The sequence below is a fragment of the Vibrio sp. ED004 genome (assembly GCF_023206395.1).
GTDB lineage: Bacteria > Pseudomonadota > Gammaproteobacteria > Enterobacterales > Vibrionaceae > Vibrio.
Window position 1 is genome coordinate 1,895,587 of sequence record NZ_CP066150.1, and the last position, 25,048, is coordinate 1,920,634.

General features: G+C 45.2%; 21 protein-coding genes. 11 read left to right on the plus strand and 10 right to left on the minus strand.

What is annotated here, in order from left to right; genetic code table 11:
- Nucleotides 1–57: 57 nt before the first annotated feature.
- Complete coding sequence (gene yidZ / locus ITG10_RS25940; RefSeq protein ID WP_017631654.1) at nucleotides 58–1,044, minus strand: HTH-type transcriptional regulator YidZ; 987 nt, start codon at nucleotides 1,042–1,044, stop codon at nucleotides 58–60.
- The gene (locus ITG10_RS25945) at nucleotides 1,019–2,221 is read right to left on the minus strand and encodes an MFS transporter (RefSeq protein WP_017631653.1); all 1,203 of its coding nucleotides are present in this window, start codon (nucleotides 2,219–2,221) and stop codon (nucleotides 1,019–1,021) included. The genes yidZ and ITG10_RS25945 overlap by 26 nt, the downstream gene beginning before the upstream one ends.
- A 435-nt stretch (nucleotides 2,222–2,656) precedes the next feature.
- Here ITG10_RS25945 and ITG10_RS25950 point away from each other — a divergent pair, with 435 nt between their 5' ends.
- Nucleotides 2,657–3,820, plus strand: coding sequence for an aromatic amino acid transport family protein (locus tag ITG10_RS25950; protein WP_017631652.1), 1,164 nt, complete (start codon nucleotides 2,657–2,659; stop codon nucleotides 3,818–3,820).
- A 119-nt stretch (nucleotides 3,821–3,939) separates the two neighbouring features.
- Here ITG10_RS25950 and ITG10_RS25955 read toward each other — a convergent pair whose 3' ends face one another.
- Nucleotides 3,940–5,919, minus strand: coding sequence for a methyl-accepting chemotaxis protein (locus ITG10_RS25955; protein WP_017631651.1), 1,980 nt, complete (start codon nucleotides 5,917–5,919; stop codon nucleotides 3,940–3,942).
- A gap of 395 nt (nucleotides 5,920–6,314) precedes the next feature.
- Between ITG10_RS25955 and ITG10_RS25960 the strand changes: the two genes are divergently transcribed.
- Nucleotides 6,315–6,488, plus strand: a complete 174-nt coding sequence (locus ITG10_RS25960) for a hypothetical protein (protein ID WP_017631650.1) — start codon at nucleotides 6,315–6,317, stop codon at nucleotides 6,486–6,488.
- Here ITG10_RS25960 and ITG10_RS25965 read toward each other — a convergent pair.
- Nucleotides 6,485–7,369: an SDR family oxidoreductase gene (locus ITG10_RS25965; protein ID WP_017631649.1), complete on the minus strand. Its 885-nt coding sequence runs from the start codon at nucleotides 7,367–7,369 to the stop codon at nucleotides 6,485–6,487. The genes ITG10_RS25960 and ITG10_RS25965 overlap by 4 nt on opposite strands.
- 36 nt (nucleotides 7,370–7,405) lie before the next feature.
- A complete protein-coding gene (locus ITG10_RS25970; RefSeq protein WP_017631648.1) occupies nucleotides 7,406–8,005 on the minus strand; it encodes a hypothetical protein in 600 nt (199 codons plus the stop codon).
- A gap of 202 nt (nucleotides 8,006–8,207) precedes the next feature.
- Here ITG10_RS25970 and ITG10_RS25975 point away from each other — a divergent pair, with 202 nt between their 5' ends.
- A complete protein-coding gene (locus ITG10_RS25975; protein WP_026084331.1) occupies nucleotides 8,208–8,753 on the plus strand; it encodes a TetR/AcrR family transcriptional regulator in 546 nt (181 codons plus the stop codon).
- A 166-nt stretch (nucleotides 8,754–8,919) separates the two neighbouring features.
- Nucleotides 8,920–9,504: a TetR/AcrR family transcriptional regulator gene (locus ITG10_RS25980; protein WP_017631646.1), complete on the plus strand. Its 585-nt coding sequence runs from the start codon at nucleotides 8,920–8,922 to the stop codon at nucleotides 9,502–9,504.
- A gap of 136 nt (nucleotides 9,505–9,640) precedes the next feature.
- Here the strand turns inward: ITG10_RS25980 and ITG10_RS25985 are convergent, their stop codons facing one another.
- Entirely contained in the window at nucleotides 9,641–11,506 is a 1,866-nt protein-coding gene (locus tag ITG10_RS25985) for a fructose-specific PTS transporter subunit EIIC (protein ID WP_017631645.1), read from the minus strand.
- 334 nt (nucleotides 11,507–11,840) lie between these two features.
- Between ITG10_RS25985 and ITG10_RS25990 the strand changes: the two genes are divergently transcribed.
- Both ITG10_RS25990 and ITG10_RS25995 read left to right on the plus strand, forming a co-directional pair.
- A complete protein-coding gene (locus ITG10_RS25990) occupies nucleotides 11,841–12,143 on the plus strand; it encodes a PTS fructose transporter subunit IIB (RefSeq protein ID WP_016798679.1) in 303 nt (100 codons plus the stop codon).
- A 7-nt stretch (nucleotides 12,144–12,150) separates the two neighbouring features.
- Complete coding sequence (locus ITG10_RS25995) at nucleotides 12,151–12,924, plus strand: PTS sugar transporter subunit IIA (protein ID WP_016798678.1); 774 nt, start codon at nucleotides 12,151–12,153, stop codon at nucleotides 12,922–12,924.
- A gap of 199 nt (nucleotides 12,925–13,123) precedes the next feature.
- Here ITG10_RS25995 and ITG10_RS26000 read toward each other — a convergent pair whose 3' ends face one another.
- Complete coding sequence (locus ITG10_RS26000) at nucleotides 13,124–14,902, minus strand: sodium:solute symporter family protein (protein ID WP_017631644.1); 1,779 nt, start codon at nucleotides 14,900–14,902, stop codon at nucleotides 13,124–13,126.
- A 555-nt stretch (nucleotides 14,903–15,457) separates the two neighbouring features.
- Complete coding sequence (locus ITG10_RS26005) at nucleotides 15,458–16,297, minus strand: AraC family transcriptional regulator (protein WP_017631643.1); 840 nt, start codon at nucleotides 16,295–16,297, stop codon at nucleotides 15,458–15,460.
- A 378-nt stretch (nucleotides 16,298–16,675) separates the two neighbouring features.
- Between ITG10_RS26005 and ITG10_RS26010 the strand changes: the two genes are divergently transcribed.
- The 4 genes from ITG10_RS26010 (at nucleotide 16,676) to ITG10_RS26025 (ending at nucleotide 22,040) form a co-directional block, all read left to right on the plus strand.
- On the plus strand, nucleotides 16,676–18,580 hold the full coding sequence (locus ITG10_RS26010; protein WP_017631642.1) for a fructose-specific PTS transporter subunit EIIC: 1,905 nt from the start codon (nucleotides 16,676–16,678) through the stop codon (nucleotides 18,578–18,580).
- A 115-nt stretch (nucleotides 18,581–18,695) separates the two neighbouring features.
- Entirely contained in the window at nucleotides 18,696–19,913 is a 1,218-nt protein-coding gene (gene manA, locus ITG10_RS26015) for a mannose-6-phosphate isomerase, class I (RefSeq protein WP_026084330.1), read from the plus strand.
- Nucleotides 19,914–20,173: 260 nt separating this feature from the next.
- Nucleotides 20,174–20,614, plus strand: a complete 441-nt coding sequence (locus tag ITG10_RS26020; protein ID WP_017631640.1) for a PTS sugar transporter subunit IIA — start codon at nucleotides 20,174–20,176, stop codon at nucleotides 20,612–20,614.
- Between the two features lie 13 nt (nucleotides 20,615–20,627).
- Nucleotides 20,628–22,040, plus strand: coding sequence for a fructose-specific PTS transporter subunit EIIC (locus tag ITG10_RS26025; RefSeq protein WP_017631639.1), 1,413 nt, complete (start codon nucleotides 20,628–20,630; stop codon nucleotides 22,038–22,040).
- A 75-nt stretch (nucleotides 22,041–22,115) separates the two neighbouring features.
- Here the strand turns inward: ITG10_RS26025 and ITG10_RS26030 are convergent, their stop codons facing one another.
- Nucleotides 22,116–22,892: a transporter substrate-binding domain-containing protein gene (locus ITG10_RS26030; RefSeq protein ID WP_017631638.1), complete on the minus strand. Its 777-nt coding sequence runs from the start codon at nucleotides 22,890–22,892 to the stop codon at nucleotides 22,116–22,118.
- A 124-nt stretch (nucleotides 22,893–23,016) separates the two neighbouring features.
- Here ITG10_RS26030 and ITG10_RS26035 point away from each other — a divergent pair, with 124 nt between their 5' ends.
- Complete coding sequence (locus ITG10_RS26035) at nucleotides 23,017–23,757, plus strand: amino acid ABC transporter permease (RefSeq protein WP_026084329.1); 741 nt, start codon at nucleotides 23,017–23,019, stop codon at nucleotides 23,755–23,757.
- A 146-nt stretch (nucleotides 23,758–23,903) separates the two neighbouring features.
- On the opposite strand, the gene ugpC is transcribed toward ITG10_RS26035, so the two are convergent.
- Nucleotides 23,904–25,034 (minus strand): sn-glycerol-3-phosphate ABC transporter ATP-binding protein UgpC, encoded by a 1,131-nt coding sequence (ugpC, locus tag ITG10_RS26040; protein ID WP_017631636.1) that lies wholly within the window; start codon nucleotides 25,032–25,034, stop codon nucleotides 23,904–23,906.
- Between the last annotated feature and the right edge of the window lie 14 nt (nucleotides 25,035–25,048).

The following is a 25,048-nucleotide window of genomic DNA, read 5'->3' on the forward strand; positions in this document are numbered from 1 at the left end:
CCCTCTCATTTCGGTAGCTAAGATAAACTATGAAGCTGTAGTCAGGTCAACAACCTTTTAGAGATTTTTCTCGTCTTTTCCTTGTTCAGCTTCAAATTGGTAAAGTGCTCTGAGCGTATCTTTTAACCACAGAATAAGGGGATTATAGGCGTTGCGTTTATGCCAGATCATGGTGAAGGGGATCAGCAGCTTGTTAGCATTCTCTTCATCTAGGGGGATGGGCAAGCAGGTAAGGTTAGGGTGAAGTTGCTCTATGTAACGTCGACAATAATTGGGCACGACAGTCATCATGGTGTGATTTGATTGAGCCGCCATAAACAAAGATTGCTCAAAACCTGCGAGCGTAAGGGCGATATTTCGCTCTAACTTCAAGTCGGTAAGCACTTCATCCAATGCCCATTTTTCGCTTTTTTCCCACACAATATTGATATGAGAGTATTTAAGGAACGCCTCAAGATTCCACTCTTCCTGTAAGGCTGGGTGATCTTTTCTTAGATACACGACGGGCAAATCATGGAATAAAATCTCGAAGTCGATGAAGTACGGCAGCGCGTCTAGAGATTCTTTCGAACGCGGGTGGCTTTCTCGCCCTGAAAAACCAATATCAGATTCTCCACGCACGATAGAGTCTATCGAGTCATAGTCCCAATTTCGCACTTTGATCTTTGCATCTGGATAGCGTTGATACACGCTTTGCGTCAGCTCGTTAAGCATGATCAGTGACAGAGGGGATTCGGCCTCTAGATTCAAACGCACATCTTTTGGCGCATCGTCGCCGCGAGTCGTAAGAATTTGGCTGCCAATCTGCAGCCAGTCTTGAAGATCCTTCACCATGCTTAGCGCAAGTGGTGTCGGCGTTAAACCTCTTGGTGTTTTCACAAACAGAGGATCATCGAACCAATCTCGAAGCTTGGTCAGTGATTTACTCACCGTTGAAGACGTGACATTTAGCTTTTTGGCAGCTTTTGAAACACTCTGCTCTTGCAACAACAATTGCAGAGTGAACAATAAATTCAAATCAAGACGAGCTAGTGGCTTCTTCATAATCACTTTTAACTTGGGAAGGACCTACCCATAGTATTAGAGCAATACTGATAACTCCACCAGCAGCAAGTATAAATACCAACATATTCAATGCACTGAACCCGAGCACACCCATAAACCAGATAAACAATGCCGAGGTACATACCTGAGAAACGCCCAATATCGAACTCGCGACGCCTGCTCGTTGTGAATAGCAACTCAATGCTTGGCTCATTGCAACACCAAAACCGAGCGAGAAACCACCACACACAAAAGCAAAACCTAACAGCGTCACATAATGCCCTAACCCACCATTAACCGATGCAAGCAGTAAGACAGCCGCTATGACAAAGCATGTTTGAGATGTCAGCATCAAGCTTTTCTGCTTAAACACATTCAGGGCAAACGGTGCTGAAAACGACACCAACATGCTAACCAGTGCTGTGAGCGCCATAATATAAGAGTACTGACCACGGTCGAAGCCAAGCTCAGTCATGATCAACATTGGAGATACATTCACGTAAGTCAGAATCGCCGTCACACCTAAGCTAGTGATGATCACTCGGCTAATAAACAAGGGATCTTTGAACGTTTCGGTTGAAATGGAATGAGACACAGAAGCTTTGGTCACTTCAGAGTCTTGACCATTCGGCTTGGTTTCTTTTAGCACTAACACCGAGAGAAAACACACGATAACGCCCATACTCGCCATCGTCGTGAACAGGCTCGGCCAAGGATAAACAGTCATAATTAAGTGGCCAATCACGGGCGCAATCACTGGTACGATGCAGGTAATGCCGTTCATCATCGACAGCACCTTGGCACGCTTTTGGTCGTCTAACACATCTCGCAAAATAGCGAATGCCACCACATAACATGAACCCGCACCAACGCCTTGGAAAAAGCGTACCGCAAGAAACGGTTCCGCGCTGGTCACAACCCCGCCTAACATCGAAGAGATAGCAAAGATAATCGCACCAAAAATCGCAACAGGCTTTCTTCCTACATTGTCGGCAAATTTACCAGCGAACAACATGGTGGTTGCCATACCTGCAAGATAGATGGAGAACGCGACATGAAGCTGCGCCTCTGAGGCATTTAGATCAGCAGCGATTTGAGGCAAGCCCACCAAATACAAATCAATCGCCGTTGGATACAAGAGAACAAGCGCGAAACTACAAAACAAAAAACGATACATAACACCCCCACATAATTGGTGTGAGGATAATAAGAGCAAAACGCTAAACGACCGAGTGGCATCTACGACAACAGATCTTTCCATTTACGACAAATCATCAGTACATGAACAAAGTAACATTCAAGGGTTCATAAAAAAGCAAGCATCTGAATCGATTTTGATGAAATTACAGCGTGGCCTAACCAGTGATAAATTAGCAAATATTGAGCAGTCAGAAATTTACAGACGTTATAAAAACGCTAAAACAATTAAGGAAAGACATACTTCAATCAGCCTCTCATATTCACTGTAAATTTCTACTTAAATTTTTTAGAAAAATTCAAAAATAATTAGAAATTAACCCCTAACTTTACTGAGTAATTTGTTAGGCTTGGCAACAAATATTTACAATCCAACTAAAAATTAATTGGATACTTTGAGGTTGCTATCTTGAATATGAAATTATTCGGCAGTTCTTTGATTCTTTCAGGAACTGCATTAGGGGCTGGCATGCTTGCCATTCCCATGGTGTTGGCCCAATTTGGCTTCATGATCAGCTCAGTGCTGATGCTACTTATCTTTATCGGCACCACTTACTCTGCACTCCTATTAGCAGAAGCATGCACCAAAACCAAAGACAACAGTGGCATGAGCAGTGTCGCTTACCTAACTCTGGGCAGCAAAGGTAAACACTTTATCAATGCTCTCTTTTACCTACTTCTGGTATGCATGCTCATCGCTTATATCTTAGGTGTTGGCGACATCATTCATAAGCTACTGCTCGATGTTGGAGTCGATGTATCGGCATCCGTTGCGTATACCATTTTCAGCCTATTGATGGGCGCTATCGTCGTCTCGGGTAAATCTTATATCGACAAACTGAACCGCGGGTTATTCATCTTGATGGTAGTCATGCTGTTTATTGTGATTGCTTCTCTATTTAGCAACATTCGCCTTGATTACCTGACGCAAACTAGCAACTACACAGCCAACGACGTGGTTCAATACAGCGCCGTTATCTTTACTAGCTTTGCCTCTATGGTGGTGATCCCATCACTGGTTATCTACAACCGAGAAGCGACTCAAAAGCAGATCCGCAATATGATTCTGTTAGGCTCTGTGATTCCACTCGTGTGCTATCTCACTTGGTTGTTTGCGATTATCGGTAACCTTGGCACAGATGCGATCAGCCAGTTCCACAACATTTCAGAACTGATTTCAGCGTTTAGCGGACAGTCTGCTTGGTTGAAAGTGGTGATTGCGCTGTTCTCAGCATTAGCTTTGGTGACTTCTTTCCTTGGCGTGTCGATGGCGCTTTACGATCAAAACAAAGATGCTGTAACCAACAATAAGCTAATGGCTTATGCTTTGACCTTTGTACTGCCTTTAGTATTGGCTGAGTTGTTTGCTAGCCAGTTCGTCAGCATGCTCGACTATGCAGGCATGGTGTTGGTGTTCCTAGCTATTTGGGGACCACTCGCAATGGTAGTTAAGGTTCGTAGACCTGACTTCCCTCACCTACAAATCGAGGGCAGCTACACAGCAGCAGGTGGCGACACCGCACTAATGGCGACATTCGGTTTTGGCGCGTTGATTTTCGTGTCCTGGTTTATGGGCTAGAGCTTATGGGTTTGCCCAAACATTTCTGATAAAAAAGCCCGTGAATTCTGAGATTCACGGGCTTTTCAGTTTTTACTAAGGCAGCTCTAATCGAACTGCCTTTGGGCTGCTTTAAAAGACTAGCTCTTAAACGTACTAGCGATCTCTTTCAGTGAAGCCGCCAATTCAGCTTGCTCTTTGGCAGTTGCTGCAATTTGTGTTGCGCCTGTGGTCGACTCTGTCGACTTCTGTTCTACCGCCATGACGTTTTGTGCAATATCTTGAGTCACCACCGCTTGCTCTTCTGTTGCTGTAGCGATCTGTTCCGTCATGCTGAAGATCTCACTTATCGAAGCTGAGATACTTTGTAAGGTTTGCTCGACCTCTTTTGAATCTTGTACCGCGTTTGATGACATCTTCTTACTGTTATCAATCACGTTGAACGCGGTCTGCACATCTGATTGTAGAGAACTGATGAAGCCTTCAATCTCCAATGTCGATTCTTGCGTACGCTGAGCCAGTGTACGAACTTCATCAGCAACGACCGCAAAGCCACGGCCTTGCTCACCAGCTCGTGCCGCTTCAATCGCTGCATTCAATGCTAATAGATTGGTTTGTTCTGCTACCGACTTAATCACATCAATCACACTGTTAATGTTATTGCTGCTCTCGTGCAGATGAGTAATTTTTTCGGCTAGGTCATTAATTTCAGATGCTAGTTTTTCGATAGAGTGATAAGACTCTTTAACCGTACTCAAACCTTCTTGCGACTGCTCATCGACCATCTTAGCGGAGCTTGCTGTCTGCTGAGTTTTCGCAGCTACTTCATTTACTGTGGCCGACAACTCTTCCGTTGCCGTCGCAACCAAGCCGATTTGATCTTGCTGTTGAACTAGCGTGTTCGAGTTGTAATGACAAGTTTGCGAGGTTTCTTCAGCAGCTGAAGCTAATGTCAGGCTCGATTGAGACAGATTGTCGATAACGTTCGAGAACTTCTCTAGCGTTTCGTTCAGTGCCGAAGAGATCTGACCAAGCTCGCTGTCACCAACGTACTTAGCACGAACAGTTAGATCGTTGTCATTACGAACTTTAGACAACATCACCGTCAGGTCTTTTACTCTCATCGTTAGGTCACTGATCGCCTTAAAGCTCACAAAGGTTGCGAACAAAGTAATCAAAACAAACAGACCAATACTCATCATCATCGCAGACTGTGCCTGTGACATTTTTTTCTCGGTTAGCGCAATCACTGATTCTGCTAGGTGGTTTTCTGTTTTCTTTAGCTGAACAATACGAGCGGTAGATTGTGAGAACCAGTACACAGGGTCGACATCAAAGCCGCTCGTCTTAGATTCAGCCAAGCTACGAAGCTTTTCGACTTCTGCCACTGAGCGGTCATTTAACTGTTGCTCGAAGAAACGAACGTTCGCTGGATTGCTCAACACTTCAAAGTTCGAGAAATAGGTATTTTGCTCTGTCACCAAAGAGATGAATTTCACCAGCATACCCGGGCCAAATTCATTTTTAGAAAAGGTGTTATTTAGGACAGCACGTTCAATACCCGCTCGCTCTTTACCTTGCAAAAAGTTGTAGTAAGCGATGGTTTCTGTGGTGATGGTAGCATCGGAACTTAGCTCAGCAATTAACGCCGATACACTCAGCAGCTTTGCATTAAGTTTGGTGTAATAAGCCAAAGCTTCAGAAAGCGGAATCGATTGAGAATCCACTCTATTTCGAATCGTTGTTATCTGATTAAGACTTTGGCTTATCTCTGTGTTCAGGCGGTTGATCTGTGGCAGGTTGATATTGGCAGACTGCCAGTAATCATTTCTTTGGTTACGTCGGTTGTCGGCGTTGGTTCTCTGTGCGGCTAATTCACTGACGAACTGGGTACCTTGAGAGCCAATAAAGCCAGCAGTCATGCCTCGCTCTTTTTGCAACTCATGCACTAATTCACTGTACACCACCGACAGGCGTGTTAGTTGATTTAATGAGGACATTTCAGTCTTAGTTTCTACGCCTTTGGATATCGCAGAAACACTGAGCCAGAGAAACCCTAAGATCGGCAAAATAAGCAAAGCGATGATTTTTTGCTTAAAAGACATATCGGTTAATTTCATTTTTATTTCCTAGCGGCTAACGAATCTTTATTTGTCGTGTAATTAGACACACTTCTAAAACGGTGTACCTTTACTGAGATCATAATAATATTTAGTTTTATCAATTACCGTGCCATATCGGACGGTAATCAATAACGCTAGCATTTAACCTTACTGAATTCATTGACTTGTCTATAAAACTGTTAGCTATGCAACTTTATAAAACACAAAAAATGTACAACAACATTTTCCCGACGCAAGTGACTGAAAAATGACAGTTTTTAATAACCCTAAAGGGGTATTCGAGTACCCACAATCCCCTCTGTATTCACTATATATTCAGCACCAACTATGTATAATGCCGGGCTCAAAAAGTTAAGAATTCAATTAACGTAGAAGCAGAATTAGAGGTTTTTATGGACTGTCCCGCTTGCGAAGAACACATTGGTTGGGAATGGGTGGAAGAAGAAGCAATCGAACCCAACGAAGAGTTCGATTGCCCTGAGTGTGAAGAAACGCTGATGTACACAATTGATGAAGGCACCTATTACGGCGCGCAACATAAAACCGTCGAGGTTGTCGATAACTAGTCTAAACCAGACTCGTTATTTAGGTGGGCAAAGTGCTCTTTCAGGTAGTGCGTTCCCACACTTGGTGCAATGGCATCACTTTCCATTGCACTTAAGAAAAACTCCGCAGGCCCAACTCGACTCTCCGGCAATCGTCTTATCACGCTCAATACTAGCTTTCTTATCCAATCGGGAATATAAGTGATTCGCGCCGTTTTGCCCTGAGATTGAAAAGCGATTTCTGCAATTTGTGTGGTACTGAAAGTATCAGGACCGCCCACATCGAGCTCTTTTTCAACGTTAGGGAGTGATGCCAAGATAAAATCGGCCAAGTCCCTACCATGAATTGGGTTCAACCGAACGTCTCCAGAGCCAAAAAGGTACACTCTGCCTGATTGAGCCATGTTGTAAAACTCTTCGATGTCGACAAAAAATCCATTCGGACGAATCACACAAGGCGCTAGCTGTCCTGATGCCAATAAGCGACGAGCAAAGCGTTCTTTTGCTTCAAGTAAGCGCACATTTTTAATCACGTTCGCCTTAAATGCCGACACATAAACAAACTTTTTAACACCTGCTCGTTCAGCTTCTTCTAACAAGTTTAGGTTCGCTTGATAGTCGACATCCATGTAACTCAGCCCCTCTTTTTGACGTGTGATACCAACACAAGAGATAACGATATCAATCCCGTCACAACACCCTTTCAGGCTATTAGCGTCGGTCACTTGCGCGATCTGAATTTGAGAGTCATCCAAACCGAGATCCTTTAATTTGGTAGCAGCGCGAGCAAGGGCTTTGAAATCAGCATCACAGGTTTGGAGTGCTTCGATAAGGTGGCGACCTAAGTATCCTGTTGCCCCTGCCACTAAAATTCGGCTTTTAGGCTTATTCGTTACGTTCATTTATAGATAACCTCATTTATTAAAAAGCCTCATTGATTAGACAGCTTCGTTTTCCGGACGATAAGGTTCTTCTCGTAGAATATGGCTGATCAATAACTTCAGATAGAACACAGGTAAGAACCACTCTAATCCTACGGGTGATTCCACAACATAAAGTGATAAGATCAAGCTCAGTGTATACAGAATTAAAGCAACTGGACGTTGTAGATAGAGTGCTGTTTTCAATACCAAGGCACACGCCAACATCATGTAACCACCGGTCACTGCTACCCACATCAGATTCAAATCCAAGAACAGCCAGCTGAATACTGTTAACTGAATGAAGTGAATGGCGATAAAGGTCATGTGTTGCTTAAAGCCTTCCCCTTCTCTGTGAAACCAGCGCTTGGCACTTGATGTCGCGTTAGTGATCACACCACCCAACATGTCGATGGTTAACAGAACTGCTGCTAGGTATTGCCCCCAAGACCAGCCCAACTCGGCATGATTGGCATACGCGGCAATCAACGCACCCGCTATAAACGGTATGTACAGTTGCAGGTGCTTCTCAGCAGATGTTGCACCCGGACCAATAAATTTATCTAGCCCACCTAAGAAGCCCGCTCTGAATGGGGGGATGTTCCAGTCAATTCTCATAGTTACCTCGGATAATCGTCGTCTGATTTTTATTTAGAGCACTTGGTCTTTTTAAATTAGATCGAAGTTTAACCACTATAAAGAATTATTTTGACCACTTGGACTAATTTAAACTAAGATGACACTCATCAGCTGCATTAAGCTATTGCTTCAGTTGCCTAAATTGACTGCACCTTCAACCAATGAACTGCGAGGAATACTCATGCCAAAGATCGTCGATCATGACCAAAGACGCGAAGAGATCGCACTGAAAGCCGCAGGTGTGTTTTTGGAGTTTGGTTATAAAGAACTGGGAATGAGACAGTTATGCTCACACCTCAACATGAGCAAAAGCGCGGTTTATCACTATTACAAAAGTAAAGATGAGCTGTTCAAGGCTGCGACCGAAGCGATTGTTCGACACGATAGCGGTAACCTCGCCGACTTGCCTCTAGCTGTGGATGCAACCACTGAGCAGAAGATTGAAAACTTCGTCCATATCTTTCAGGCGATAGAATCACGTCACTTCCAAGAAATGAAATTGGTCTTTGATTACATTGATGTGATTGGTCAAGAAGCTGTGGCTGAAGATGCCAGCATCGAGATCGCCAACAATAAGTATCAACAACTGCTTGCCCAATACATCAATGCCGAAAATGCAGTCGAGCTATATAGCATCCTCATCGGTCTGCTGACACACCAAACCTTATGTGGTGGAAAGCTTGAACCTGAGTATGTACGTTCCGTGGCAAGCAAATATTTAACCTAACCAGCCTTTCAACAAAAGAACATAGCTATACAGTATCAAAGGCTTAGTTGCTTTAAGATGTTCAAATAAGATCGTTTACCCTCAAGCGGATCTAATCACCGCTTTACTAGAACGAACGTTCAGCATAAAATATTGAACATATGTTCAGATTAATGAAGTAGATGCTATGGCCAAGACCGCGAAGTTCGATAGACAAGACGTAGTAGATAAAGCAACGAACCTGTATTGGGAAAAGGGCTTTCACGCGACATCTATGCGTAACCTGCAAGATGTGATTGATATGCGTCCGGGTAGCATCTACGCGACGTTTGGCAGCAAAGAAGGTCTGTTTAAAGAGACGCTTGCTCGCTATACCGAACTTGGCATCCTCAACCTGAACCGCTTTCGCAGCGAGACAGACTCTCCAATCAAAGCACTCGAAAGCTTCGTCAAACGTGCTGTAGTCGAATCAAAACAGAGCTCGCCAAATGGCATGTGTATGCTGGCAAAAACGGTCGCAGAACTGACTGATGAGCACGCTGAGTTATTAGAAGAAGCGAAGAAATCACTGAAGATCATGGAAAGTGAATTCGCCAAGCTGATTACCGAAGCGCAAGAGCTAGGTGAGATAAGTAAAGAGCGTGAACCGACTCAACTTGCTCGACATGTTCAGGTACAAATCGCAGGCCTACGTACCTACGCGAAAACCTGTGACGACATCGATTTGCTTAACTCAATGGTTGAAGACGTATTTAAGTATCATCCTTTCTAAAAGCTGAGCTCATTTTGAAGCCATACAAAAAGACTCCACTGTTAGCCTAAAGCACTAGAGCGGAGAGCGCTAGAGCGGAGTCTTTTTAGTTTTGACCTAGTTAACTTTATAGATGATTAACTTTGCGGTCTAACGATTACACCTTTCTCATGATCAACGCCTGCGCATTAAGCATCGCCTCTTTGGTGCTGACATCTAACGTTTTGACGTTCGCAAAGCGCTCGACTTCTTTAATCGCCACATCGTGCGCGAAGATCACCAACCTCGCCCGTTCGATGTCTTTTGGTGTGATGCGATTACCAATCCCGTTAGCACCTTGTGTCTCGACTTTAATCCTAACTCCAAGATGATGCGCCGCTTTTTCCAGAGACTTAGCCGCTAGGAAAGTGTGAGCAACACCAGATGGACAAGAAGTGATCGCGAGTACGTCCGCTTGCCCTTCTTCTGTTACCGAACCACCTGCAAACTGGTTGGCACTCGCCTCACCTTCAACTACATTCTTTTTCAGCAGTATCACGATCAAAGCCGTGGTGAGAGCACCCGTCAGTGTGCCAATGATGTAGCCAATCTTGCCATCAACCACAGGCAGAACAATCCAGCCTCCCCATGGTGCATGGTTTACCACATGGAACATGAAACCAACCACGTTACCGACAATACCACCAGCTACAACTGCAGGTAGAACACGTGCAGGGTCGGCAGCAGCAAATGGAATCGCACCTTCACTGATGCCGATCATTCCCATGATGCCTGCTGCTTTGCCCGCTTCGCGTTCGTCTCGTTTAAACTTCTTCGGCGATATAAAAGTAGCCAGAGCCATGCCGAGTGGTGGCGTACAAATTGCTATCCCAACACCACCCATCAACCAAGGTTGGGTGTTTACCTGAGTTTGAGCAAACAACGTAGCGACCTTGTTGATTGGGCCGCCCATATCAAAGGCCGTCATCGCGCCTAAAATACTGCCGAGCACCATTTTTCCAGAACCTGCCATACCAGTGAGCATTTGGTTCATCTCAAGCATCACTTGAGCTATCGGAGAGCCAATCACCCACATCACGGCACCACAAGTTACAAAGGTGCCGACTAGCGGGTAGATGAAGATAGAGCTCAGCGAGATCATGCTGTCTGGCAGTTTGATCTTCTTAAGCAGATTCACCACAAAGCCAGCGAAGAAACCGACCACAATCGCACCGAGAAAGCCGGTGTTGTATTGATTCACTGCAACCCAAGAACCAATCATACCTGGCGCTAAACCCGGCTTGTCGGCCATTGAGTACGCGATGTAACCGCCGAGTACGGCGGTAAACAGCGTTAAGCCTGCGATGCCCATCTGTGCGATGTCTGCCAGAATACCGCTCTCTGGTACTGCGCCATGACCAGACATCATCACAGACAAAGACAACAACACACCGCCCGCAACCACGAATGGGATCATGTGCGAAGTGCCATATAACAGGTGTTCTTTAAGGCGATTGAGAGATTGTGCCCAAGGACTGATCGGCTCAACGTAAACTTCATGATGGTTAGAGGCGTAGCTATCGAAGGAATCTGAATTGGCTTCAAGAAACAGCTCTTGAGCTTCCTCAACCGACTCGACTGCCTTTAATTTTGTAACAAAGCCATCTTCGATCAATTTGGTCGAGATCTGAGCTAATACCTCGATATGGTGGTCGTCGTTGTTGTCTGGTGAAGCGAGCATAAAGAACACGTCGGACAGTTCACCGCCATCAGCACCATAATCAATACCCGTTCGACTGATGCCTACCGCCACAGCAGGTTTAGCAACCGCAGTACTTTTCGCATGTGGAATCGCAATACCATCATCAAAGCCCGTATTACCAATGGCCTCACGCTTCCAGATATCATCAAGGAATTCACTCTTATTGGAGAGCTTACCGGCACGATCGAGCAGTTCGACAAGCTCTTCAAATACCGCCTGTTTAGAGTCTGCTTGTAGTTCCAAGCAGATAATCTCGCGCTCGATAATGTTAGTGATATCCATGGTCTATTCTGCCTCGCCTGATTTCAGACTGAAGTAATTAGGTTCTTCCGACCTAAATTAAAATTTCGATGTTAATAAGATGAAAAGATTAACGGTGTGAAGACACTCAATATATAGGACGAAAGGTGCATTAACTGGATTATTGTAACCAAGAACTCAGAGTGTGACTTTCACCTTGGAATAAAAAACGCCAATCCATAAAATCCACAGAACCCATAACAATATCGCCCCTCCCCTATGCGAACTTTCCATACTGGTTTCCCATGCAAGGTAGCTTCTGTCTGAAAGGTAGCTTATGTAAGGTAACAGGGACGAGATTAAGCCGAGAATAATAATGAGAATTGTAGCGGTAACTGCGTGCCCTACAGGCATCGCACATACTTATATGGCAGCTGATGCTCTAAATAAAACAGCCCCTAAGTTCAACGTTTCAATCAAGGTTGAGACGCAAGGCGCTATGGGTATTGAAAACTTACTGACAGCCCAAGATATTACCCTCGCAGACAAAGTGTTGATCGTCTCTGATATAGACATCGAACAACCAGGCCGATTTGACCCAGCTAAAACCGTATTTGTTCCAATGGAAGAGGTGTTGTTGAGTGTCGATAAAGTCTTTATTAAGCACTGTCGAACTTAAACTTTTGATGAACGAATACCAGATCACCTTCTTCGTTAACGATCCTGCCGCGAACTCACATGTCGCGCAGCCGCTGACTCGCTTAGCGAAGAAGTTCAAAAGTACCATTCGCATTATCAACATCACTCAAAATCGAACAGCCGATCTCTCCAAATCCGTCGCAATGCTGCAAGTAGGTTTACTTCGTGGTGATTTATGTCAGATCACCGCGGTCGGTATTGATGCAGAACTGGCCTGTTTCGTTCTTAAAGATGTCATTGCCGAGCACTACGCCATGGTTGGGTCGCAAGTGAACCATGAGTTTTCAAACGATCTAATCCAGCGTATGCCTCAGATATGCCCACCTTGTGATATCAAATGGCACCACGCCAAGGCGCAAACTCAACTGACCAAATTTGAGTGCTTGAAAGGCCTCGCTCACCTTGTTTATCCAGAAGATCCAGATGAATTGATTCTGGCATTTATTAAACGAGAAGAACGCTCCTCTACATGTGTGTCACCAGGGATCGCTCTGCCCCATGTGATGTTTGAATCGACTCAAGATCTCTCGATTGCCGTTATTGTTAGTGACAACCCGATTGACTGGGCCTCACGTATTGGTGAAGTACACGTTGCTATCGCTTTGGTATTGCCAACCAAACCACTGCGTGAGCATATTGTGGCGGCGACCAACCTAACTAGGAACCTACTTCACGATCAGGTCAATGAGCGTTTGCAAAAGACCCGAAGCAGCGTCGACCTGCAGGCTCTGTTGATGTACATCTCGTCTCGCCTTATCTAATTTTTCCTTCTAATTCACCCCATCTAATTCAACTATTCTGGTTAAGCTCAAAGAATCCATTTATCTCCTGTTATGACACTTATCCAATCCTTCTATTGCTCATTTGCTCATTTGCTCATTTGCTCACAAAATAAAAAACGGCTGAGCATTAGAGCTCAACCGTTTTATGTTTAATTACTTGTGTAACTGGTTAGCGAACTTAGGCAGTTTTCTTCGCTTGTTTCGCATCCTCAACTGAGTCGTCTACGGCTTTCACTAACAGCAGACCAACGATGAACACGATACCGCCACACAGTACGAACATCATTCTTCCCCAGAATGGGTTCGGTAGAGCAAACATCGCCATCACGGCTACACCAGACACTGCGATCAGAGAACCCAGCATGTGACGTTGTTTGTTATCCAGTTTCTTCTGTGCTGTTGACTCAGAAACCAATGGTGTCGCTAAGTTGTTGAAGAAGGTATCGACATCTTTCTGACGAGACGCTTCCAGTGGTTTGTAGAACAGAGTCGAAAGAATGAAGAAGCCAGCAGTAAAGGTTAAGTGTGCAATCAGGCCTACTGCTACTTTTAAGTCAGACCATTCGCGGCCTGTTAGAGGCTCTAGGTTGAACCAGTTCTGTAGCATCTCAGCGGTAATCACGAAACCAACGATGTAAGACACAATCGCACCGACCACTAGCGTACCCCAACCTGCCCAGTCCGGAGTCTTCTTAAGGAAGAAGCCACAGAATGCTGGAATGGTCATTGGGAAGCCGATTAATGCACCCACGTACATCATTGTGTCGAACAGACTTAAGCCTTTTAGCGAGTTGATGAACAGCGCGATAAGGATGATGGCAAGACCGAAGAAAGTAGACATCAACTTAGACACAATCATCAGCTCTTTCTCTGTCGCGTTTGGACGAAGAATCGGTTGGTAGAAGTTGATTACAAAGATACCAGAGTTTCGGTTTAAGCCTGAGTCCATAGAAGACATAGTTGCCGCAAACATCGCTGCGATTAGAAGCCCCACCATACCCGCTGGCATGTATTGCTCTACGAAGTAAAGGTAAGCGAAGTCGCCTGCTTTAGAACCTGCATCTGGGTAATGTGCAGCAAGATCAATGCCTTGCCCTGCCACGAACCAAGGTGGCATGAACCAAATGATTGGACCGATTGTCATCAGAATACACGCCAACAGTGCCGCTTTCTTCGCGTTCTTAGAGTCTTTTGCCGCTAGGTAACGGTAAGAGTTCAACATGTTGTTGGTGATACTGAACTGCTTGAAGAAGATGAAGAATGCCCAGATTCCGAAGATGCTTACGTAGTTCAGGTTGTTACCAGAAACGAATGATGCACCTTCTTCTACAGGGAAGTCGTTAATGATCTCAGTAACGCCGCCACCTTGCACGATAGCAACAGCTGCACACGTTACGGTTACTGCCATGATGATAACCATCTGCATGAAGTCAGATGCGATAACCGCCCAAGAGCCGCCAGTCACCGACATGACTAATACTACAAGACCCGTCAGAATGATGGTTGTTGTCATATCAAAGCCAAAGATGCCCGATGCGATAATCGCCAAACCGTTGAGCCAGATCCCCGCAGAAACAATACTGTTCGGCATGCCAGACCAAGTAAATACTTGCTCGTTAAAGCTACCAAAACGCATACGAATCGCATCAATAGGAGTTACTACTCTCAATTGACGGAATTTCGGAGCGAAGTAAAGGTAGTTCATCAGGTAACCAAATGCGTTCGCTAGGAAGATAATGGCTACCGCCAAACCATCAGCATAAGCTTTACCTGCCGCACCAGTGAAGGTCCAAGCACTGAACTGAGTCATAAACGCAGTTGCGCCAACCATCCACCAAAGCATGTTACCGCCCCCGCGGAAATAGTCACTGGTTGTACTGGTGAACGTTCTAAACATCCAACCTATTGCGATAAGGAAAAGGAAATAAATTCCTACGATCAGAGTATTGAGTTCCATGTATAAGTCTTCTTTATGATGAATATCTGGAGAGCATATTATCTATAGAATTTTTAATTTGTAGTATTATAAGTCAAGGTTGTGATAGAGCGTATAAACCTGAATATTTGATTTCGAGGTATGAATTACTCGCTAATAAATAAAGAATAAGCCGACGCAAAGTAAACATTTAAAATCAACAACTTAAAAACACTTCAATCAATAAACCAGACGACAATAATGAGATTTTATCGTCTCGATAAGTGGTTTTTAATTTACTTAACATTCATTAAATGCATCGCGTTGATACATCAACTTTCACACGTTTAATTCAATTAATAGAGAGCAAAAAAATAATAAGCAACTCGCAAAACTAACCCTTAATATTATTAATTGGAGTTACTTAGTGAAACACGGTAAATAGAAAAACTAAGCTTAGGTATGAAGCGTAGGAATAAACGGAAGAGGAGAACACAAAGCAAATGGATCACCACAGCTCGGAGTCAGCAATGATGATCTAGTCATACAAATTTCGGTCGTATAAGATCTGGTCAGAAAAGGTAATTTGAAGGGATATTAGATTGAGCCACGATATTCAGTCGGCGTTCTTCCGGTGCGATTCTTAAATACTCGACAGAAGTAGTTCACATCCTTAAAGCCGCAACGTAATGCCACTTCATTGAGCTTGAAGTTGTACTTTTTGAGCATGAACTTGGCACGGTCGACTCGCACGCGGGTGATGTATTCTGCCAGTGTCATGTGACCTTGTTGACGGAACATTCGCGACAAGTGATTGGATGAAATGCTAAAGCGTGAGGCAATGCTGTCTCGGGTGATTTGGCGGTGGAAGTTCTCTTGAATGTAGATACAAATCCCCTGATACACATCCTGCACTCGGCTATGAGATTTCTCGACAGGCGCATCCAACATCGTCTTGCTGTATTGAAGCAGCGCTTGCAGTAGCAGTTCATCCATCGGCTGCTTGTTACTCTCTCTCGCAAGTGAGCTGAGCGCCTCTAGAATGTTATCAATCGCAAAACCCGAGCGAGTCTGAATACTGTGCTTTTGAATATCGTAGAAGCTCTCTTCCCCTTTGCGCTTGCTCACCAAGCTTAAACCAAGCTGACGACGACCAAACAACATACTCAACACCGAGCAATCAGTATCCCAATTCGGCTTATTCCAACAGTTAGGTGGGATGAAAATTGCATCTCCGGCTTTGGCAATAACGTTGGTGATCTTGCGATCATGACTCTCCATTTCATTAATATACTCTCCGTCTAGCACCAACTCTAAGCGTGGAAAGTTCACCTGATAACTGCACGCTGGAGGCGTATGAAAATCTCCAGCAAACCAGATGTTGTGAAACGGTTCTCGCTCATTTAATACAGAGGAGATTAGGTCATGAAATATCATTTTTAAAACTCTTATGGGCAGCAATAAGGCTACGGGAATAGATATACTCCTTAGTGAAACATAGTGCTATTGAGCAAAATCACAATTTGAGATCTAGGTTACAAAAATCCAGTTTTAGAAATAAATTTCCAGTACAGCAACTGATGAAGCACGTTATTTCCTGGATAACGAAATACGCCGAAGCCCTTATAAATAAAAGCCCCAAGGCATGATAGGTCTTGTCAACACAAGCCTAAAAACGACCACTCGACCGATCAAAATCACACTCCATTTATAACGCAACAATCATCCAGTAAATGCATTTTTTCTTCACTACAGAAGCTAAGCCATAGATTCCAAAATACCCCTAACAAAATAAAAATAGAGTAGGGGTTCATTATGATCACAACATTGATCAATCAAGATTTGATTAAGCTTTCGCTTAGCGCTGATTCAAAAGAAGACGTATTTAAAGAGCTGATAGACGTACTTTATGCGCAAGGTCGAATTTCAGACAAAGCACAGTTTCTTGCCGACATTAAGGCGCGTGAAGAACAAGGCAACACAGGGTTTGAAGAAGGCATCGCCCTGCCACATGCGAAAAGCGCTGCGGTGATCAAACCCGCGGTTGTTATCGGCGTCCATAAACAGGGCATCGAATACGGCGCCGATGACGGTCAGCCATCAAAACTGTTCTTCATGATTGCCTCTCCTGATGGCGGCGATAATCACCACATCGAAGTATTGGCAGAGCTTTCTTCAAAACTGATTGAAGAAGGCTTTATTGAAAGCTTTACGAATGCTCAATCTGAACAAGAAGCATTAGAACTGCTGCTTAGCAAACCTGAGCCTTCAGAAACGGAAACCAACGTTGAGAAACAAGGCTTCATCATTGGTGTGACAGGCTGCCCAGCTGGCGTTGCGCACACTTATTTGGCAGCTGAAGCGCTAGAGAAAGGCGCGGCGGCTCTTGGCTACGACATCAAGGTCGAAACTAACGGTTCTATTGGTGTTAAAAACAGCCCGACTCAAGAAGAGATCGAACGCGCCGACGCGATTGTCGTGGCTTGTGATAAACAGGTCGACATGGCTCGCTTTGCCGGAAAACGCGTCATCAGCACCAACGTAAAAGCACCAATCAAAGACGCACAAGGCTTGATTAAGCAAGCGCTCAACGCACCTAGTTACCAAGCTGAACAAACGCCGACCAACCAATCTGTTGCAGAAAAAGCCTCACAAGCACGTTCAGACCTTTACCGTTACTTGATGAATGGCGTATCTCACATGATCCCATTCGTCGTGACTGGCGGCCTATTGATAGCCCTTGCACTGGCGATTGGCGGCGAGCCAAGTGAATCTGGCATGGCGATTCCTGCTGGCAGCATGTGGAACCAAATCCTAGAAGTGGGCGTGGTTGCCTTCACATTGATGATCCCAATCTTGGCTGGCTACATTGCTTACGCGATTGCTGACCGCCCCGCTCTAACCCCAGGCTTGATTGGCGGTTGGATTGCGAACAACGGCTCTTTCTATGGTGCTGACGCAGGTACTGGCTTCATTGGCGCAATCATCGCAGGTCTATTAGTGGGTTACTTCGTTAAATGGATCACCTCGTTTAACTACCACAAATTCGTTCAACCGCTTGTGCCTATCATGATAGCTCCGATCACTGGCTCTTTGTTCATCGCAGGTCTGTTCATTTTTGTTATAGGCGCACCTATCGCTGGGCTGATGGATGCGCTTACTGCACTACTAACGAGCATGAGCACAGGCAACGTGGTTCTACTAGGCATCGTACTGGGTGGTATGGCTGGTTTCGATATGGGCGGCCCATTCAACAAGGTGGCATTCTTATTCTCGGTCGGCATGATTGCCAGCGGTCAAACTCAGTTCATGGGTGCAATGGCGTGTGCAATCCCTGTCGCTCCACTGGGTATGGCGATCGCAACCAGACTTGGTCGTAAGTTCGACCTGTTCGAATCTTCTGAAATTGAAGCGGGTAAAGCAGCAGGCGCGATGGGCTTAGTAGGTATCTCTGAAGGTGCGATTCCTTTCGCGGCTCAAGACCCTATGTCGGTTATCCCTGCCAACGTACTTGGTTCAATGACTGCAGCGGTTATGGCGTTCTCATTTGGCATCACCAACAGCGTTGCACACGGTGGTCCAGTGGTCGCTCTACTTGGCGCAATGAACTACCCAATGCTGGCGCTTCTGTGCATGGCATCAGGTGCGGGTGTAACTGCGGTTACTTGTATCGCGCTTAAAAATCTACGCAAAGCCAAGCTAACGACAGCTGCGGCTTAAGCCATTTCAATTCCAATGGCTTGAGCCCTTCGACTCTCCTTTTTTAGTAGCTGACACTTTAGTTGCAAATAGGCCGAATAGAGCTCAAGCCATGTTTCCCTTCACGGTGATTTCGATGTCTGATTTTTCTTTAGCGAACGACTCGTTCGTACAACGCTTTTTCTACCCTATGACCAACGTGATTCAGAACTACGCATGGGGTAGCCCTTCTTCGTTTAGCCAACTGTTTGGTATTGATAACCAGTCTGGTGAGCCGCAAGCGGAGATCTGGATGGGTGCTCACCCTAATGGTTGTTCGATGGTGACTGACAATGGGCAGCAGACCACGTTGTCGAACCTGATTTCTAAGAACCTAAACCTGTTTTTAAGTGAGAAAGTCGCGAGTCGTTTTGGCGAACTGCCGTACCTATTCAAGGTGTTAGCAGCAGAGAAAGCACTCTCTGTTCAAGTTCACCCAAACAAGCAACAAGCCGAATCTGGCTATGCTCTAGAAGAGCAGCAAGGCATTCCGATGACGGCTGGCAATCGCAACTACAAGGATCCTAATCATAAGCCTGAGCTAGTGTATGCATTAACCGACTACACCGCGATGAATGGCTTTAGGTCGATTAGCGAGATCCTTGAGCACTTCCATTACCTCGATATTCCAGAGCTGCATTCGATGGTCAACGATCTCGCGGGCGATCAAACGCCTAATGGATTAGCGAGCTTCTTCGCGAGCTTATTGTCGTTGCAAGGTGAACAAAAAGGCATGGCGCTGACCATGCTGCTGATGAAGGCGAAGCTTTCGAATACACCAGTGTTCCAGTTGATTTCAGAACTGGAAGATCAATACCCAGGTGATGTCGGCTTGTTCGCCCCGCTGCTATTGAACGTGATTACCCTAAAACCGGGGCAAGCCATGTATCTTGATGCCGAAACACCCCACGCTTACATCAAAGGCACGGGCTTAGAAATTATGGCGAACTCAGACAATGTGCTTCGCGCAGGATTAACGCCTAAGTATATGGACATTAATGAGCTGGTCTCTTGTACTCGATTTAATGAGAAGCCTGCAGATAGGTTGTTACTAAACCCGATAGAGCAAGGTGATGTGATGGAATACCAAATTCCAGTCGAAGATTTCAAGTTTTCTATCGTGCAAAATTCGCATCAGCGACAGATCACTACCGAAGGTGCCGAGATCCTATTGCCGCTCGACGAATCTATGGTGCTCACTCATCAATGTGGCGAAACCTGCGTGATAGAGAAAGGCCAGTCGGTTTTCATTCCCGCTTATGCTGAGAGCTACAAACTGGATTGTGCTGGACGTGTCGCGCGCGCTTACAGCTAGCTCCCTTAGAACTCAGTACAAAGTCTTACTGCCCTGCTCATGCGGGGCATTTTTGTTTCTGAGGGGGTCGCTCGGCGTGTCAAAAACCTAATCAAAAAACGCCATCGAATATGACCCATCTCACACTGCATTAATGATGCAAATCACACTTAGTTTTGCTGGATACAAATGTACAGTGAAGGGCTTTTATTTGCTATTTCGCGAATCGGGTTAATCCATTAATTTTAATTCAAGAACTTCAATAGTGAATGAGTTAATAAATGATCACACAGCTAACCAACGTCAACTTAATTAATAACAACCTTCAAGCAAATAATAAAAAAGAACTGTTTGAAGAATTGGCAGGCATGTTATTTAAGAACAACCGAATCAGTAATAAAGAAGCCTTCTTGGCAGACATCGAAATTCGTGAATCTCAAAGCATTACCTCAATGGACGGCATCGCTTACCCACACTCAAAAAGCAAGGCGGTAACTGAGCCTGCCATTGCCGTCGGTGTTAAGCGCGAAGGCATTGAGTATGGCGATGAAGATGGCATCAATCCAACCGTATTTTTTATGATTGCCTCACCCGATAACGGTGCTGACCATCATATTTATGTACTACAAGAACTATTTGGAAAATTCAGTGATGAATTTATTCAAGATATCCATAACGCAAAAGACGAACAACAAATCCTTAATATTTTAATTAATTCATAAGGCGTAGAAAATTATGAGCACCCTAACAACTCAAGCTACGAATACCAATAATAAAAACAGTAGTAGCGACTTTAAAAAAATCCTTAGTACCATGAAAGGTCACCTGCTGTTCGGAACCTCACACATGTTGCCTTTCATCGTAGCCGGTGGTGTTCTACTGGCTTTAGCGGTCATGGCATCAGGCAAAGGTGCGGTTCCAGCCGACGGTTTGCTGGCAGACATCTCTAACATCGGTATCAAAGGCCTTGTTCTTTTCCCACTCATTCTTGGCGGCTTTATTGGTTACTCCATTGCAGATAAACCAGCACTAGCGCCAGCAATGATCTCATCAGGCATCATGGCTGACATGGGCGGCGGCTTCCTTGGCTGTATCGTGGCTGGCTTTATCGCCGGTGGCGTGGTGTTCCAACTTAAGAAGATCCCGCTTTCTGCAAACATGACCGCGCTAGGTGCTTACTTCATCTACCCGCTTCTAGGCACGTTAATCTCTGCAGGTATCGTATTGTGGGGCATCGGTGAACCAATCAAACTGTTCATGTCTTCAATGAACGAGTTCCTAGCTTCAATGGCTGGCGCGTCTAAGATGGTTCTGGGCACAATCCTTGGCGGTATGACTGCGTTTGATATGGGCGGCCCTATCAACAAAGTGGCAACCCTATTCGCTCAAACTCAAGTAGACACGCAACCTTGGCTAATGGGTGGCGTAGGCATCGCGATTTGTACTCCACCTCTAGGTATGGCTCTGGCGACTTTCCTATTCAAAAACAAGTTCTCTAAACAAGAGCAAGAAGCAGGTAAAGCAGCAGCAATCATGGGCTCTATCGGTATATCTGAGGGTGCTATCCCATTCGCAGCGAATGACCCAATGCGCGTTCTTCCTTCAATCGTAGCCGGTGGTATCGTTGGTTGTGTGTTTGGCTTCATGACAGACGTTCTATTGCACGCACCATGGGGCGGTCTAATCACTGCGCCAGTATCAAGCAACATTCCAATGTACGTCGTCGGTATTGCACTTGGCTCGCTAACCACAGCCGTTATCGTTGGCTTCTGGAAACCAGTAGCGGTTGAAACCGAAGAAGACATGGTTGAAGCGCCAGTACAAGCTCAAACAGCTCCTGTAGCAGGCGAAGGCGAGTACGACATCGTAGCCGTAACATGTTGCCCTTCAGGTGTTGCACACACCTTCATGGCAGCGAAAGCACTAGAGAAAGCAGGCTTAGCAGCAGGCCTTAAGATTAAGGTAGAAACTCAAGGTCAAAACGGTATTCAGAACCGCATCACCGACCTAGATGTAGCAAACGCGAAACTGGTTATCTTGGCTCACGATATTCAAGTGAAAGACGCTCACCGCTTTGCCAATGCGAACGTGATTGAGTGTTCTACTAAGGAAGCGATGAAGAAAGCCGCAACACTGGTCGTCGCATAACCCAACTTCAAGTTAGCTCCTAACTCTAGAGCCCTACCCCCTAAGGGCTCTATTTTTCTCTTCTTTATGAGCTCGTTACATGCTCTTCAGTCCCCACTTCTCAGCGGTTTGCTTGAAGAAACCTTGCGTCTTTTTCAATTCAACCCAGTGGTTAATGTAGTTAATCCAAACCTGATCATCTTGTGGTAGTAGCATCGCAATTGGAGTTGGTTTACGTGGCTCTTTCACCGGAACTATCGCGAGTTGTTTAAACTTCTCTACTAAGGTTGCAGCCTCTACGTTTGAAGTCACAGAGACATCAGCGCGGCGAGCCAAAAGCTCTTGAAAATCCCGTGCTGGCGCTTCAATCACGATGTGTTGTGCCGATGGGAAGAAGTCCTTCACCATTTTTTCTTGTACTGTGCCGAGTGTGGCGGCAACTTTGATTTCTGCTTTGTCAAAGTCACTCCAATCGGAGAACTTCTCTAGGTCTTTCTTTTGAACAACAGGGACAAAAGCCAAATAGAAGTAGGGTTGGCTGTACCCAGCGACTTTTGCACGAGACATGTTGAGCGATGCGCTGCCAGTCACGTCGTATTTGTTGGCAGTGATGCCATTCACCAAGGTTTTCCAGTCTGTTGCGACGTATTCCACTTTAACGCCGAGGTCTTTAGCCAATTCAGTCGTGACATCGATATCAAAGCCGCGGTAGCTATTGGTCGCTGGATCCTTCATTGTCATTGGGTTCCAATCCCCCGTTGTACCAACGCGAAGAACTCCGGCATCCAGTATCTCCTGCAAACGACTTTGTGCATGTGCAATTTGTGTAAAAGCAAGTAAGCACATTCCTAATGCAATTAAGCTTTTCTTCATTTTATATTCCTTCAAAGAATGCTGATTTCTAAGTGATGAATGTAGATATTCTTCTTAATTATTAACCATTAAACAGATTTGGTTGTTAACATGGCAATAACAAATGGAGTTTTTGGGAGTAAATGTGAACTATCGTCACTTATCGCTAGTTTCTCTGCTGTTTCTGACAGGATGTTCAGACTACCAATGGGGATGGTATGTACTCGACCCGTCGACGGAGCAGGGGCGAACTAACATTCAGTTTTTGATAACTGGTTTTAGCGAGACTATTAAGGTTTCGTTGCTAAGCATGTTTTTTGCTATGGCTCTGGGTCTATTGGTCGCCTTTCCAGCGCTTTCCAATTCTCCAATACTCAAGGGGATTAATCGACTTTACGTAGAGGTGATGCGTTCTATCCCTGTGTTGGTGTTGCTATTGTGGGTGTATTACGGAATGCCGACATTACTCGATGTATCTTTGAACCACTTCTGGGCAGGGGTAATATCATTGACCATTGCCGAGAGCGCCTTTATGGCAGAAGTGTTCCGTGGGGGGATTCAAGCGATTAATCGTGGCCAACATGAAGCGGCCGAATCCTTGGGATTGACCTATTGGCAAAAAATGCGATTGGTTATCCTACCGCAGGCATTCCGTCAGATACTGCCGCCCTTGGGCAATCAGTTTGTTTATATCCTCAAGATGAGTTCTCTAGTGAGTGTGATTGGTTTGAGTGATTTAACAAGGCGAGCAAATGAGCTGGTGGTGAACGAATATTTACCTTTAGAGATCTATACGTTTCTGGTTTTGGAGTACCTTGTTCTTATTTTGGTCGTATCGCAAGCGGTTCGTTGGCTAGAAAAAAGGATTGCGATTCCGAGCCATTAAATGGTTCTAGCCCTCAAGAGCGTTTAGCTATCTCCAACAAAAAAGCCTCGAGCACAGTCCCGAGCTCCTGTTGATACTCCCCCCTAAGAAAAATCCCCACTCATATGAGCGGGGATTTCTTTATTTCGAATACTCGACACTTCAAGCTATTCAATCAGTGCATCTTCTGTCTCTAAATCAAACAGGTGACACTGGGAGGTATTGAAGTGAAGCACCGTCTCTTCGCCACTGTTTGCCGTGCGGTCAGCATCGAAAGGTACTCGAGCCACCAGCTTATCAGCACCCAATTTGAAGTATAGATACAGCTCGTTACCCATCGACTCAACCACATCAAGCCTGTGCGTTTGAGTATTTACCTCAGATAACGGTGCATCGTGATTAGCGAGTTGGATATGTTCAGGACGAACACCAAACCATACCCACTCACCCATATTTTCACGAGCGATTGTCTGCTTATCTTGTGGCAGCGTCCAACGAGTACCACTTTCAGAAACCACGTTCATCACACCGTCAATCTCATCCAACCTTACCTTGAGAAGATTCATCGCTGGCGAACCAATAAAGCCTGCGACAAACTTGTTTGCTGGGTATTGATAAAGATTCATTGGCGTATCGACCTGCATAATCTCGCCTTGATTCAACACACAGATGCGATCGCCAAGGGTCATGGCTTCCACCTGATCGTGTGTCACGTAGATCATGGTGGCGTTCTGCCCTTCTTGCTTCAGGTTATTGTGCAACTGAGCAATGCTGACTCGCGTTGAAACACGTAGCTTTGCATCCAAGTTGGACAAAGGCTCATCAAACAAAAACACATCTGGCTTACGTACCATCGCACGACCAAGCGCCACACGTTGCCTTTGACCACCGGACATTTCACCCGGCTTGTTATTCAACAGATGTTCGATATCGAGAGTCTTGGCTGCGTCTTCAATACGCTCATTGATTTCATGCTTTGGCAGTTTCTGTTGCTTAAGGCCAAAAGCCAAGTTTTCGTACACCGACATGTGCGGATAAAGCGCGTAGTTCTGAAATACCATCGAGATACAACGATCTTTAGGTGGCAATTCGTTTACACGTTTATCGCCAATGTAGACATCGCCTTCTGAGATATCTTCAAGGCCTGCGATCATACGAAGTGTGGTGGATTTTGCGCAACCAGACGGCCCAACAAACACCATGAACTCACCTTCGCGAATATTCAGATCGACACCGTGCACGGCCTTAAAACCATTTGGGTAGGTTTTTTCTACCCCTCTCAGTGTGACTTCAGCCATAACCTGTCCTTAAA